Source organism: Edaphobacter sp. (assembly GCF_028283685.1).
Lineage (GTDB): Bacteria > Acidobacteriota > Terriglobia > Terriglobales > Acidobacteriaceae > Edaphobacter.
Genome location: NZ_JAPWKF010000007.1, coordinates 936,723 through 949,010, shown reverse-complemented (window position 1 = coordinate 949,010; position 12,288 = coordinate 936,723). Strand labels below are relative to the sequence as shown.

Below are 12,288 nucleotides of genomic sequence, written 5' to 3'. Positions count from 1 at the left end.
CTACGGAGCGCGGACGTGTATTGTTTTCTCCACATAGGAATTTTTCGCTCGTAGTGGCTGCCAACAAACTCAGCTTCGCCATGATCTCGGACAAGGGACGCGTCCGCCGCGCTAATGAGGACGCCTGCGTCGCCGCGCCATCTTCAGGGATATTTGCTGTCTGCGACGGTATGGGCGGCGCCGCAGGGGGCGAGGTCGCAAGCCATCTTGCCGTAGAGACGTTCCTGACGCATCTCTCGCTCAACGGGCCGCCGATGCGGGTGCAGTCACGGATCAATGCTGCAATTCAGGCCGCGAACCATGCCATCCTGGAGCAGGCACGCAAGACCCCGGAGCTCTCGGGCATGGGAACGACGCTGGTGGCGCTGCTGCATGCGCCGATCATAGCCAGGGACGAGGAGCCCGGGCCGAAGAAGAGCGCACGCCACCATCCCAATGCGCGGGCTACCGATCCGCCGACCCTCTGGCTGGTGCATGTCGGCGACAGCCGCTGCTACCAGCTGCGGCGAACGCACCTGAAGCTGCTGACCCGCGACCACTCTCTGGTGGAGGAGCAGGTGCGTGCCGGGCAGATTACGCCGGAGCAGGCAGCGGAGTCGCCGATGCGGAACCTGATTACCCGGGCCGTGGGGGCGCAGGGGGCCGTGGAGCCGGAGATTCATGGGTATCGCCCGCTGATCGGCGATCTCTACCTGCTGGCGTCCGACGGTCTGACCCGCGACCTGAGCGACGACGACCTGGAAGAGATACTGCGAGCCGTGCCGGCCAAGCCCGAGAAGCACGATCTCTATGCGGCCTGCAAGGCGCTGGTGGACGCGGCAAATGAGCGCGGCGGCGGCGACAACATCACCGTGCTGCTGGTCTCGGTGCAGCCCTCCTGACATTGCAGATGGCCTGAGCTGCTACACTCCTCAACGCACGGAGGGCGATGCGGATGCATGCCGTTAAAACCATTGCGGTGCTGGGTGCCGGGACGATGGGCAATGGCATCGCGCACGTCGCGGCGCGGTCGGGTTTTGCGGTGATGCTGTGCGATCTTACGCCGGGGTTGCTGGAGCGCGGAGTCGCAACCATCGAGAAGAATCTTGCCCGCGAGGTGGCGAAGGAGAAGCTGACGCGCCAGCAGGCGGATGAGGCGCGGGCGCGTATTCAGCTGGCCACAGACCGCGAGATGCTCGGCGGTTGTGATGTTGTCATCGAGGCGGCGACCGAACGCTTCGAGGTGAAGGCGGCGCTGTTTCGTGAGCTGGATCGATTGCTACGGCCTGAGGCGATCCTGGCTTCGAATACCAGCTCGATCTCGATCACCAAGCTGGCTGCTGCGACGGGGCGGCCCGGTCAGGTGATCGGGATGCACTTCTTCAACCCTGTACCGATGATGGCGCTGGTGGAGGTGATTCGCGGCCTGCAGACCTCGCAGGCGACCTTCGATGCGGTGGAGCAGCTGGCCGTGGCGATGGGCAAGACTCCAGTGGAGGTAAACGATGCCGCAGGGTTCGTCTCCAACCGCGTGCTGATGCCGCTGATCAACGAGGCGATCTTCGCGGTGATGGAGGGCGTGGCGACGCCGGAGGCTGTGGATAAAGTCTTTCAGCTGGGGATGGCGCATCCGATGGGGCCGCTGACGCTGGCGGACTTTATCGGGCTGGATGTCTGCCTGGACATCATGCGGGTGCTGGAGCAGGGAATGGGCGATCCGAAGTACCGTCCGTGTCCTCTGCTGGTGCGGATGGTCGATGCCGGGTGGCTGGGGAGAAAGTCGGGCCGGGGCTTCTACAACTACACATAGCCCGCGTGCGTCCATAGAGATAGGTACACTGGATCGGTCAGGAGAAAGCATGTCGCAAGAGCTTTACTTTGAGGATTTCTACGTCGGCCAAAAGATGAACTCGGTCGGCAGCGCGAAGGTGACGGCAGAAGAGATCAAGGAGTTCGGGCAGAAGTACGACCCGCAGCCCTTTCACCTGGATGAGGCAGCGGGCGAAGGCTCGTTCTTCAAGGGATTGGCCGCCTCGGGCTGGCTGACGGCGGCGATCGTGATGCGCCTGCGGGTGCAGTCGGTTCCGGTGTTCGGCGGCATGATCGGCGCAGGCGTCGAGGAGATGCGCTGGACGGAGCCGGTACGGCCGGGCGATACGATTCGTACGGAGATTGAGGTTGTGGGTGTGCGGCAGTCGAACTCGCGCAAGGAGTTTGGCGTGGTTCGTACGCGGACGCTGGCGTACAACCAGCGCAACGAGGTGGTGTTGCGGTCGACGGTGAACTTCCTCGCGCCTCTGCGCCATCCGGTCAAGGCGTGACGGAGGCGGAGAAGAGCTTCCTGAAGACGCAGGTCGACGAGGTTGTGGTTCTGGAGATGACGGACGGCAGCAGCATGCTGGCGCAGATCCTGGTCATCGTCGACGAAGGTGAGACGCCGGATCTGTTCTGCCTGGAGGTGGAACAGACGCCAAGCGGCTTTGTGCGGAAGGGCCCCAACGGGCACTCGATCCTGCTGGCCGAGATTGCGCGCGTCATGCGGCCTCCTGCTATCGAGGAATCAGCCTAGTTACCCTGCGCGAAAACCCACAGGAGAACGGGGTATCGTAGAGGGATGATGCGGATGACAGTGCTCGCCTCGGGTTCAAAAGGCAACAGCACGGTCATCTCGTCGTCCCGTACACGGGTGCTGGTGGATGCCGGGCTGTCGTGCCGTGAGCTGATGAAGCGCATGGCGATCGCCGGGGAAGATCCCGCCGCGCTGGACGCTATCCTGATCACCCACGAGCATCAGGACCACGTCGCCGGACTCGGCGTGATGGCCCGCAAGCTGGGCATCCCGGTCTACTTTACCGAGCCGACGCACCGCGCCTGGGTCCGCATGATGACCCCGCGGCGGACGCTCTCCTACGCCGAGTGGATGGATCAGGTACAGCGCGAAAAAGAAGAGCGCGCTCGTGCCGCCGCGCAGGGCGCCGAGCCGGGAATCTGCGACAGCATGTCGGCTGCGGTTGAGGCGGCTTCCTCTGAGCCTGTGGAAGATCCCGATGAGCCGGAGACCCCGGAGCCGGCCCGGGTGAAGGCCGATCCGGCGTCGCTGCCGTCTGTGGAATACTTTCTCTCCGGTCGGCAGTTTTCTATCGGAGATATTGAAATTACGCCGTTTACGATTCCACATGACGCTGTGGATCCCTGTGGATTTGTCTTCGAAGCCGAGGGCGCGCGCATGGCCCTGGCGACCGATCTCGGCTACATGCCTCCCAATGTGAAGATGGCGCTGAAGAAGATCGACGTGTTGCTGCTGGAGTCCAATCACGACCTGGAGATGCTGAAGGACGGCCCGTATCCGTGGTCGGTGAAGCAGCGGGTGCTCTCACGGGTGGGGCATCTCTCCAACCTGGCCACGGCGGAGTTTCTGGAGCAGGACTATGACGGCTCGGCGAGCTTCATCGTTCTCGGGCACCTGTCGGAGTCGAACAATGCGCCGGAGCTGGCGCGGCTGGCGGCGGAGCAGGCGTTGTCCGGCCATCCGAAGCTGCTGGGCAATCGAATTTTATTGGCCGAACAAGGCTCGCCGCTCGAGCCGATCTGCCTGTAACTGAGGGAGTTACGTCAGGTTCGATGCCTTAAATAGCGGATTCGAGAAGGCTTAGTGGTAGGCGTTTATCGTTCAGGGTCGCTTTCCTCGGAATCTTTTGACTCGGACCGGATATCAAAAGAAGATAGAATGAAGTTTGAACAGAAGATGAATAGACAACCTTCAGGACGTGCCGCATCTCGCCGTGACCGCTCCACTACCTGTACCGATCAGGTTGTGGGCGATATTCTTTCCGGCTGGCGGTATGACATCTCCGGGATTTCGCCGGCGATGCGCACCGATTATGAGCAGCATCTTTCGGACTGCGGACATTGCCGCCGTCGTCAGCGCGTCTCCCGCACCATCGATGTTCTGCTGATTACGGTCAGCACGCTGTCGATCGCGGCCTTTATGCTGGCGGCCATCATCATTCATCGGCTGGAGATGATCACGCATATCGGCAAGCTGCACGTTCACGTGAGCCAGGCGCATGCTTTTGCTATCTCGCTGGAGGCGGTTGCGATCGCCGGGATTGTTCTGTCGTCGCTGATCTGGGTGCTGGTCGCGGTTGCGACACCACTTCCTGGCTTCCTTGGCGCGATGGTGCAGCAGCGTCTTCCGGAAGACCTGCGCGAGCGCTTTACCAAGGCCGCCTAGCCAATATTTTTTCCTGAAAACATCAGGCCGCGATTGGATCACCCTTGGTGTGATCCTGCGCGGCCTCTCGATTTGATAGCGTAGAGAGAACGACCGATGTCTTCCTCCTTCCCGCAGCAAGAGGGCGAGATTCTTCCGCCAACCGATCCCGAGATGGCGTACTCCGCCGAGAACGTGGCGCCGACGCGCAGGCGGACCCGCAGCATCCTGTCTGCCCGCGGAACCTACATTCTGGTGGGGATCAACTGCGCGGTGTATCTCTGGATGGTGCTGCATGGTGTGGATCCGGCTTCGCCGACACCGCTGCAGCTGATCCACTTCGGCGCAAACATCCCGGTGCTGGTGCTGCACGGCGAGTGGTATCGCCTGCTGACGGCCACCTTTGTTCACGTGGGGCTGATCCATCTGCTGACCAACATGTGGTGCCTGTGGAACCTGGGGCTGCTGGGCGAGCCTCTGCTGGGCCCCTGGGGCATGGGAGCGGTGTACCTGCTGACGGGAATCGCGGGCAACCTGCTGAGCCTGGGCGTCAACGTGGTGACGCACGACATGATCTCGGTGGGCGCGGGAGCCTCGGGGGCGGTCTTCGGGATCGCGGGCATCCTGATCGTCCTGCTGTCGAACCATAAGCTGCCGATCCCGGTGTCCGAGCTGCAAAGGCTGCGAAAGTCTGTCATCCAGTTCGCCGCGCTGAACCTGGTCATCGGACTGGCGACCATCGCCCTGCCGCTGATCCGTATCGACAACTCGGCCCATGTGGGAGGGTTTCTCTCCGGTCTGGCTCTGGGCGTGCCCCTGGTGCCTGAGATGACCAGCGGCAGAGAGCGCTACCTTGGGCGGCAGAAGATCGTCTTTGCCGGAGCGGCGCTGTTCCTGGCCCTGTTCGGGTACGGCGTCGCCAATATGCACTGAGTTGATGCCGGATTGAAGTTGAAACGAAGAAAGGAGAGCCTATGGCTCTCCTTTCTTCATTTGCGTCTCTCTTTATTTGCGTCTCGCCTCTCGGTGTGCGAAGGCTTAGCTGAGCGTAGTCTGGGCGAACTTGCGCACCATGGCCAGCAGCAGGCGGCGGTCGCTATCGCCGAGGTTGGCGGAGTAGCGCTGGACCTGGGTGAGGAAACGGATCTCCTCTTCGCCGAGGTGGAGCGAGGACATCTCCTTGCCGACGAGCTCTTCGGCGAAGAACTCCGAGAGTTGCAGGTCGAGGGCGCGGGCGATCTTCTGCAGGGTCTCGAGTGAGGGAACGGTGTGTCCGTTCTCGACCCGCGAGAGATAGCAGCGCAGGAGACCGGTACGCTTTTCGATATCGCCCTGGGACATTCCCTTCTGCAGGCGGTAGTCCCTGATGGTTGCGCCGATGTTCATGGCGATAGAAAGGGCTTCAGCGGGGGAGTCGGTTTCGGTCTCGGCAGTAAGTATTTGCATGGCAGCCATTAGCCACAAAGTAAACAGGTCTGAAGGTCGGGTCAATCCCTAAGTTGGTAAATACCTGAGACTTCCGTACCACGGGTGGTTCCTCTCCAGATGGATACCGAGCAAGAGATGAAGTTCTACTTGAACCCCGTGCGCAAGTGGAACCAATTACTACAACAGACTTTTTCTGGTTATCGGACGTTGCTGAGAGGCTTCCGTAAGAACTGGATGTCGGCGACCGGGTTCGTGTTGTAGCGCTCGACCGGGACAAAGCCGAGGCTGGTGTAGAGACGGTTGGCCTCGGGCATGGCGGCGGGGACGGTGTCGAGGTACATCGCAGCAAAGCCCTGATCCGTGGCCCAGGCGAGGGCGTGCTCGACGAGGATGCGGCCGAGCTGCAGGCCACGGAAGGAGCCGTCGACCCAGAGGCGCTTCATCTCGCAGGCACGCTCGGAGCGGTCGATCTCGCGAAGACCGACGCAGCCCGCAGGTGAGCCGTCGACCTCGGCGAGAAGGATGGTTGCATATCCGTTGGGAAGGCTGGCGAGCTCCTCCTCGTAGCCGGTAAGGCAGATGGAGGGAGCGCCGGAGGGGTTGTTGGAGAGAAATTTGCCGTAGGCGAGCATCAGGCGTCGCACGGCGGCGATGTCCTGCTCGCCCTGCGCTGCGCGGATGACGATCGCGGGCATGGTTCAGCCCATGTACATGCCACCGTTCACATCGAGCGTGTGACCGGTGATGTAGCTGGCCTCCTCGGAGGCGAGGAAGGCGACGGCGTTGGCGATGTCCATGTCGGTGCCGACGCGGCCCAGCGGGATGTGCTGGGTCATGGCGTTCTTCTGGTCGTCGGTGAGCACGGCGGTCATCGAGGTCTCAATATAGCCGGGAGCGACCGCGTTGACGGTGATGGTGCGGCTGGCCAGTTCGCGGGCGAGCGACTTGGTGAGGCCGATCATGCCTGCCTTGGAGGCGGCATAGTTGGCCTGGCCCGCCTGACCGGTCTCGCCGACGACGGAGGTGATGTTGATGATGCGGCCCCAGCGGTTCTTTACCATCTGCATCATCAGGGCCTGCGTGAGCAGAAAGGCGCCTGTGAGATTGGTGGTGAGCACGTCATCCCAGTCAGCCTTCTTCATGCGCATTGAGAGGATGTCGCGGGTGATGCCGGCGTTGTTGACGAGGATCTCGACCTTGCCGAACTCGGCGACGATGGCCCTGGCGGCTTCCTTGATGGACTCCTCGCTGGAGACGTCGAGCGCGAAGGCCTTGGCGGTGCCTCCGGCTGCGGTGATCTCCTGGGCGACGCCGGCGAGTTTTTCTGCGTTACGGGCGGCGAGTGCGACGTGAGCGCCGCGGCGGGCAAGCTCGATGGCGCAGGCGCGCCCGATGCCCTGTGAAGCTCCTGTAACCAATGCGATACGACCGTTCAAATTGCTCAAATCACTCTCCGGAGTTCAACTTCTCAAGTTCTCTTCTGATTTGCTGCAGTGCTGAAAACCTTCCACGGAGCACCAGCCGAAGGAACCGAAGACCGATCGGGCGCGGAGCCAGCGGTCCTCCTGTTAGTTTCCCACACTGCGAAGGCTCCAAAGACCGGGCAAGCGGCGATACGGGCCTTTGCAGTAAAGACCTGATGTGCTCGATCACCCACGTTAGCAAATTCCACCGTGTACCACGGTATCCTTGTGCGAGCCATGTCTGAACCCACAGCGAAGAATCCCGATCTGAAGCCAGCTGCCAGCGAAACCGATGTCTATGCTATCCACGGTGCCGATCCCGAGGTGCTGGCCTATGCCATGGCGAAGTATTCGCGCTCGGCGTTGAGCATGAAGGAGTCGCTGGCAGAGATCAGCTCGCAGCGCGCCGAGCAGTTTTTGAACACCTTCTACTTCCAGTATGGGCACCGGTCGATCGCCGATCTGGCGCATATCCCGTTCGCGATTGAGAGGCTGAGCCTGCTGGCGGCGATTGAGCTGGTGGACGAACAGCGCTGGGACGGTCAGGAGCGCTCGACGCGCTACCAGGACTTTCGCCGGTCCGGCTGGTACACGCCGGAGCTGGGCGAGAAGACGGCGGAGTACACGGCTGCAGCCGAGTCACTCTTTTTGAGCTACCAGCGCCTGAGCGCCGATATGCTCGAGGCGCTCAAGCGCGCCATCCCGCAGCCCGCAGAGATGAAGGATGACGCCTATACCCGCACGCTGAAGGCGCGGGCCTTCGATGTGGCGCGGTACCTGTTGCCGCTGGCGACCAACACCTCGCTGGGGCAGATTGTGAACGCCCGCACGCTGGAGACGCAGGTCTCGCGGCTGTTGACGAGCGAGTTTGCCGAGATACGCGAGATCGCCGAGAAGCTGCGCAAGGCGGCGACTGAACCGGCTTGGAACGTTCATCGCGCCGATGCCGAGGTGCTGTGCGAGGAGATCGGATCGGTGGACGGCGGCTGCGGCAAGCGCGCCTCGGCGATTCTGAATGCGCGATGTGGCCACGGCGCCGACGCTGGTGAAGTATGCGACACCGAATCCTTATACGGCGGAGTCGCGGCGGGAGCTGGAACATGCTGCGGCCGAACTGATGAAGGGGGCAGCGATTGAGCCGGCTCCGGTGGTCGACCTGCTGGACGACGACGAGCCGCTGGAGGTGGAGCTTGCGACGTCGCTGCTCTATCCGAACTGCCATTACAGCTACCGGCAGTTGCGCAGCCATGTCGCGGCGCTCGATGCGGGGAAGATCGACGAGTTAATTGCGCTGGGGACAAAGCACCGCGGACGGCACGATGAGCTGTTACGCAGCTTCTCTGCGGGGCAGAGCTTTCGCTTCGACATTCTGATGGACATCGGCGGCTTCCGCGACATGCACCGCCATCGCCGCTGCGTGCAGCTGCTGCAGGGGTACACCGACGCGCATGGCTACGAGGAGCCGATCTGCCCCGGCCAGCCCACGCTCGCCGAGGCTGGACTCGAAGCCGAGTATAAGGCTGCGATGGATGCGGCCTTTGCGGCCTATAGAACTTTGCGCGACTCAGGTGTGCAGGAGGCCACGCAGTCGGCCCAGTATCTTCTGCCGCTGGGCACACGTTGCCGGTCGATGTTCAAGATGGACTTCGCCGAGGCGCTCTATATCTCCGAGCTGCGATCGGGGGTGGCTGGACATTTCAGCTACCGCCGTGTCGCGTGGGCGATGTACAAGGCCGCCGCGCAGAGGCACCCCGTACTGGAGCGGCACTTCCGTATTGAGGACGTGAATGAGCCGGTGGACCTGCTGAAGCGATAGCCGGAGTTCGTGCAGCTTATTGGGTCAAGCGGACACCGTATGTACGCTTGACTCTGAGCGGTAAGCCATTGAAATATTTATGGTTACCTTGAGTAGTTACTTTTCTGTGGGAAATGGATTTATTTCGGCCGAACGATCGGTGTTCGCTTTTTATTTGCCTTTCCGTTTTTAACTGCTAGAATCCGTCTTGACGTTATCCAGAGGAGACCACCAAGTGGCAGATGACCGCAACAAGGCTATAGAGACAGCACTTTCACAGCTGGAGAAGCAGTTTGGCAAGGGGTCGATTATGCGACTCGGAGCCAAGGAGGCGATCGTTCCAATCTCGGTCATCTCGACGGGGTCGATCTCGTTCGATGCTGCGCTGGGTGTGGGCGGTGTGCCGCGTGGCCGCGTGGTGGAGATCTTCGGGCCTGAGTCTTCGGGTAAGACGACGATCACGCTGCAGATCATTGCCGAGGCACAGAAGGTCGGTGGTCTCGCTGCCTTCGTCGACGCAGAGCATGCGCTCGATCCGGCCTATGCGAAGAAGCTGGGCGTCGATATCGACAATCTTCTGATCTCGCAGCCGGACTACGGTGAGCAGGCGCTTGAGATCGTGGAGGCGCTGGTGCGCTCGGGGGCGATCGATGTGCTGGTTGTCGACTCGGTGGCAGCGCTCGTTCCCAAGGCTGAAATCGACGGCGAGATGGGCGATTCGCACGTCGGCCTGCAGGCGCGACTGATGTCGCAGGCGCTGCGCAAGCTGACCGGTACGGTAGCGAAGTCGCGTACCTGCCTGATCTTTATTAACCAGATCCGCGAGAAGATCGGTGTCATGTTCGGCAATCCGGAGACGACGACCGGTGGCCGTGCGCTGAAGTTTTACTCCTCGGTGCGTATCGACATCCGCCGTATCGGCGCGGTGAAGGACGGCGACGTGGTGGTGGGTTCGCGCACCAAGACCAAGATCGTGAAGAACAAGGTGGCGGCTCCGTTCCGCGACGCCGAGTTCGACATCCTGTACGGCGAGGGCATCTCGCGTGAGGGGGATGTGCTGGACCTCGCGGTGCTGCACAATATCGTCGACAAGAGCGGCGCCTGGTACAGCTACTCCGGCGAACGCATCGGCCAGGGACGTGAGAATGTACGCAACTTCCTAAAGGAGAACAAGGAGACCTTTGCCAGGATCGACACGGAACTGCGCAAGAAGCTCGGCCTAATCTCCAGTGATGCTACCGACGCCACCGAGGTTCCGGCGGTTCCGGCAAACGGAGCAGCCGCGGCGACCGAGGCGGTCCGTCCGCGCAGGGGCGCAGCGGCTCAGTAACATCGCCGTCGATTAAGTTGAAGAAGGGAGCCTTAAAAAGGCTCCCTTCTTTTTTTTGCAGATTTTGTGCAGATGTGGACGTTGCTCAGATGAGGACGGGGCGGGGTTTGCCGGAACCTGTGGGGTTGGGAAGCCGCTCAAACAATCGCGCCCCAACCCTCGCAAGCGAGAGCCGGGGCGTCCGGGAGATGGAGCTTCTCATTTCGGGCTCTGTGGCCCGATTCTTATGGCATGAGGCCACAAGGTTAGAGGCCGATGATCAGTGCCCTGGGGAGCGGGCATCGGCCGAATTTGTTAGCTGAGCGGTGCGCCAGGACCGCCGGGTCCCTTGAAGCCGTTGGAATGAGCTCCACCGGGACCGAAGTCTCCGTGACCATCACGGCCGTCGCGACCATGAAACTTCGGGCGCTCTGCCTGCAGCTTCGTCCACTGATCAGCGGTGAGAACGCCGCGAATGCCGAGGAGCATACGGGCCAGCGACTTCTCAAGCTCCGCACGCGCCGAGGCGACATGGTCGATCTGCGACAGAACCTTGTTGGTGTCCGGGGGATTGTCCGCGAGCATGGGCTCCAGCAGCAGCTCCTGCTTTTCGACGTTCGCTTTCAGGTCGATCAGCTGCATACGGGCCTGCTGGAAGATATCGTCCATCCGCTTTCTCTGGTCATCGGTCAGATTCAGCTTCTGGATCAGATCGGGGTTCTTCCACCACATGCCGGGAGGCAGCATGGAGGGAATGCCGTGCGGTCCGCCAAAGCCGGGGCCACCAGGGCCGCCGGGGCCGGGATCGCCGTGAAACTCGGCGCGCTCCACCCGTGGGTGATCAGCGTTTCTGTTCTGCTGGGCCAGAGCAGAGGTGCCGCAGAGGGCAGCGATGGAGAAGGCGACCAGGATTCGTCTGTTATTCATGTTAGTTCTTCCTTTGCGAACTGGTGGTTTGGCTGGCGGTCGGATCCGCAAGTGGCTGCATGGGGGTGGGGACCGAAGAAGAGATGGTCTGATTGACCTCTTCGAGCAGTGCCTCATCCGATTGGGTGGTGCGAGGAGTCTCCCTCGCTGCCGGGGTGTTGACGGAGGCTGCTTCGTCCGCCACGGTGTCCATGTGGTGGATGGTGTAAGGGACGGCGATGGCAAGTGCCAGGGCAGCTCCAGCGGCCCATGCGAGAGGAGCGTGCAGCAGTCCGGAGCGGTGTCTGGCAGCCTGCTTCAGGCTGCTGGCCTGCACGAGGGACTGATGGCTCTGAGCGTGATGCGACCAGGCGTCGGTCGAGGTGCGAAACAGCGTCATCGACTGTACGAGGGTGGCCAACTCCGCGGCGCAGCTGGGGCAGCCGTCAACGTGATCGTGTGCGGCCTCAAGCTCGGGCGAGGCGAAGATCCACTCGTCGGTGGCGTGGTTGGAGAGCAGAAGATCGCAGAGTTGCTCGTGGGTGAGGTGGGGTGTCATAGGGACTCCAGGGAAGATTTGGCGTGGCGTGCGCGGACGGTAGCCAGGGCACGGTAGAGATGGCTTTTGACGGTGCTCAACGGGATGCCCGTAGCGGCTGCAATCTCGGTCAACTCCATGTCCTCGACAAAACGAAGCAGAAAAACGGAACGCTGGCGGGGCGAGAGGCTGTCCACGGTCTTCCAGATCATCGACATCTGTTCGCTGGCGATGAGGCGCGACTCGAGCGGAGACTCGTTGCTGGGCAGGAACGGAGCGATCTCGGTGGCATCGACGGCACTGGCGGTGGCACGGCGCCAGAAGCGAAACCGTCCGGTGCGGGTGTGATCGCGCAGCAGGTTGAGGGCGATGCGGGTAAGCCAGGTGGAGACGGAGCACTCGCCGCGAAAGGCATGGCGGGTGTTCCAGACGCGAAGAAAAGTCTCCTGCGTGAGTGTCTGCGCGAGGTCAGCGTCGCGCACCGAAGCGAAGAGAAACCGGAAGATACGCTTCTGGTGGTTGACGACCACCATCTCGATGTCGTCGAACGGTGTAACGACCGGTCCGGTTGCCGCCGGGACGTTGGTGAGAAGATTCGAGGCGATGGCGTCGATGGGCATGCTCATTTCCAAGGGCAAAGCGAGACTTTTGAATATC

The 12,288-nt window shown here is 61.8% G+C and carries 16 protein-coding genes; 10 read left to right on the top strand and 6 right to left on the bottom strand.

The annotated features are described in order from the left end of the window. Nucleotides 1-53 precede the first annotated feature (53 nt). The 7 genes from PW789_RS14840 to PW789_RS14810 all read left to right on the top strand — a co-directional run bounded on the left by PW789_RS14840 (nucleotide 54) and on the right by PW789_RS14810 (nucleotide 5,125). Nucleotides 54-881 carry a PP2C family serine/threonine-protein phosphatase gene (locus PW789_RS14840; RefSeq protein ID WP_299377720.1) on the top strand — a complete coding sequence of 276 codons (828 nt, stop codon included), beginning with the start codon at nucleotides 54-56 and terminating at the stop codon, nucleotides 879-881. A 53-nt stretch (nucleotides 882-934) separates the two neighbouring features. Beyond that, nucleotides 935-1,789, top strand: coding sequence for a 3-hydroxybutyryl-CoA dehydrogenase (locus PW789_RS14835; protein ID WP_299377719.1), 855 nt, complete (start codon nucleotides 935-937; stop codon nucleotides 1,787-1,789). Continuing rightward, complete coding sequence (locus tag PW789_RS14830; protein WP_367182566.1) at nucleotides 1,737-2,300, top strand: MaoC family dehydratase; 564 nt, start codon at nucleotides 1,737-1,739, stop codon at nucleotides 2,298-2,300. The genes PW789_RS14835 and PW789_RS14830 overlap by 53 nt, the downstream gene beginning before the upstream one ends. Continuing rightward, entirely contained in the window at nucleotides 2,297-2,548 is a 252-nt protein-coding gene (locus PW789_RS14825) for a hypothetical protein (protein WP_299377716.1), read from the top strand. The genes PW789_RS14830 and PW789_RS14825 overlap by 4 nt, the downstream gene beginning before the upstream one ends. A gap of 45 nt (nucleotides 2,549-2,593) precedes the next feature. Further along, complete coding sequence (locus PW789_RS14820; RefSeq protein WP_299377715.1) at nucleotides 2,594-3,577, top strand: MBL fold metallo-hydrolase; 984 nt, start codon at nucleotides 2,594-2,596, stop codon at nucleotides 3,575-3,577. A gap of 129 nt (nucleotides 3,578-3,706) precedes the next feature. Then, on the top strand, nucleotides 3,707-4,213 hold the full coding sequence (locus PW789_RS14815) for a hypothetical protein (protein ID WP_299377714.1): 507 nt from the start codon (nucleotides 3,707-3,709) through the stop codon (nucleotides 4,211-4,213). A 96-nt stretch (nucleotides 4,214-4,309) separates the two neighbouring features. After that, on the top strand, nucleotides 4,310-5,125 hold the full coding sequence (locus PW789_RS14810) for a rhomboid family intramembrane serine protease (protein ID WP_299377713.1): 816 nt from the start codon (nucleotides 4,310-4,312) through the stop codon (nucleotides 5,123-5,125). Nucleotides 5,126-5,230: 105 nt separating this feature from the next. On the opposite strand, the gene PW789_RS14805 is transcribed toward PW789_RS14810, so the two are convergent. The 3 genes from PW789_RS14805 to fabG form a co-directional block, all read right to left on the bottom strand. Continuing rightward, on the bottom strand, nucleotides 5,231-5,638 hold the full coding sequence (locus PW789_RS14805; RefSeq protein WP_299377712.1) for a helix-turn-helix domain-containing protein: 408 nt from the start codon (nucleotides 5,636-5,638) through the stop codon (nucleotides 5,231-5,233). A 179-nt stretch (nucleotides 5,639-5,817) separates the two neighbouring features. Then, nucleotides 5,818-6,315 (bottom strand): GNAT family N-acetyltransferase, encoded by a 498-nt coding sequence (locus PW789_RS14800; protein WP_299377709.1) that lies wholly within the window; start codon nucleotides 6,313-6,315, stop codon nucleotides 5,818-5,820. A 3-nt stretch (nucleotides 6,316-6,318) separates the two neighbouring features. After that, entirely contained in the window at nucleotides 6,319-7,065 is a 747-nt protein-coding gene (gene fabG / locus PW789_RS14795; RefSeq protein ID WP_299377707.1) for a 3-oxoacyl-[acyl-carrier-protein] reductase, read from the bottom strand. A 255-nt stretch (nucleotides 7,066-7,320) separates the two neighbouring features. Here fabG and PW789_RS20195 point away from each other — a divergent pair, with 255 nt between their 5' ends. From PW789_RS20195 to recA, 3 genes are all read left to right on the top strand, one after another. After that, on the top strand, nucleotides 7,321-8,220 hold the full coding sequence (locus tag PW789_RS20195; protein ID WP_367182565.1) for an FAD-dependent thymidylate synthase: 900 nt from the start codon (nucleotides 7,321-7,323) through the stop codon (nucleotides 8,218-8,220). Beyond that, nucleotides 8,108-8,899, top strand: coding sequence for an FAD-dependent thymidylate synthase (locus PW789_RS20190; protein WP_367182575.1), 792 nt, complete (start codon nucleotides 8,108-8,110; stop codon nucleotides 8,897-8,899). Before PW789_RS20195 ends, PW789_RS20190 begins: the two co-directional genes overlap by 113 nt. A gap of 214 nt (nucleotides 8,900-9,113) precedes the next feature. Next, a complete protein-coding gene (gene recA, locus PW789_RS14785; protein ID WP_299377705.1) occupies nucleotides 9,114-10,208 on the top strand; it encodes a recombinase RecA in 1,095 nt (364 codons plus the stop codon). Between the two features lie 294 nt (nucleotides 10,209-10,502). On the opposite strand, the gene PW789_RS14780 is transcribed toward recA, so the two are convergent. Genes PW789_RS14780 through PW789_RS14770 form a run of 3 tightly spaced genes read right to left on the bottom strand, consistent with a single transcriptional unit; the run spans nucleotide 10,503 to nucleotide 12,251 of the window. Further along, nucleotides 10,503-11,114, bottom strand: a complete 612-nt coding sequence (locus PW789_RS14780; protein ID WP_299377703.1) for a Spy/CpxP family protein refolding chaperone — start codon at nucleotides 11,112-11,114, stop codon at nucleotides 10,503-10,505. A 1-nt stretch (nucleotide 11,115) separates the two neighbouring features. Further along, nucleotides 11,116-11,652: a hypothetical protein gene (locus PW789_RS14775; protein ID WP_299377701.1), complete on the bottom strand. Its 537-nt coding sequence runs from the start codon at nucleotides 11,650-11,652 to the stop codon at nucleotides 11,116-11,118. Next, nucleotides 11,649-12,251: a sigma-70 family RNA polymerase sigma factor gene (locus PW789_RS14770; protein WP_299377699.1), complete on the bottom strand. Its 603-nt coding sequence runs from the start codon at nucleotides 12,249-12,251 to the stop codon at nucleotides 11,649-11,651. Before PW789_RS14770 ends, PW789_RS14775 begins: the two co-directional genes overlap by 4 nt. Nucleotides 12,252-12,288: the final 37 nt, after the last annotated feature.

What these genes read in the sequence shown, in the direction of transcription:
- PW789_RS14835 (WP_299377719.1), top strand. Translation starts at nt 935, where the DNA reads ATGCATGCCGTTAAAACCATTGCGGTGCTGGGTGCCGGGACGATGGGC.
- PW789_RS14830 (WP_367182566.1), top strand. Translation starts at nt 1,737, where the DNA reads ATGCCGGGTGGCTGGGGAGAAAGTCGGGCCGGGGCTTCTACAACTACA.
- PW789_RS14820 (WP_299377715.1), top strand. Translation starts at nt 2,594, where the DNA reads ATGATGCGGATGACAGTGCTCGCCTCGGGTTCAAAAGGCAACAGCACG.
- PW789_RS14815 (WP_299377714.1), top strand. Translation starts at nt 3,707, where the DNA reads ATGAAGTTTGAACAGAAGATGAATAGACAACCTTCAGGACGTGCCGCA.
- PW789_RS14810 (WP_299377713.1), top strand. Translation starts at nt 4,310, where the DNA reads ATGTCTTCCTCCTTCCCGCAGCAAGAGGGCGAGATTCTTCCGCCAACC.
- PW789_RS14805 (WP_299377712.1), bottom strand. Translation starts at nt 5,638, where the DNA reads ATGCAAATACTTACTGCCGAGACCGAAACCGACTCCCCCGCTGAAGCC.
- PW789_RS14800 (WP_299377709.1), bottom strand. Translation starts at nt 6,315, where the DNA reads ATGCCCGCGATCGTCATCCGCGCAGCGCAGGGCGAGCAGGACATCGCC.
- PW789_RS20195 (WP_367182565.1), top strand. Translation starts at nt 7,321, where the DNA reads ATGTCTGAACCCACAGCGAAGAATCCCGATCTGAAGCCAGCTGCCAGC.
- PW789_RS14780 (WP_299377703.1), bottom strand. Translation starts at nt 11,114, where the DNA reads ATGAATAACAGACGAATCCTGGTCGCCTTCTCCATCGCTGCCCTCTGC.
- PW789_RS14775 (WP_299377701.1), bottom strand. Translation starts at nt 11,652, where the DNA reads ATGACACCCCACCTCACCCACGAGCAACTCTGCGATCTTCTGCTCTCC.
- PW789_RS14770 (WP_299377699.1), bottom strand. Translation starts at nt 12,251, where the DNA reads ATGCCCATCGACGCCATCGCCTCGAATCTTCTCACCAACGTCCCGGCG.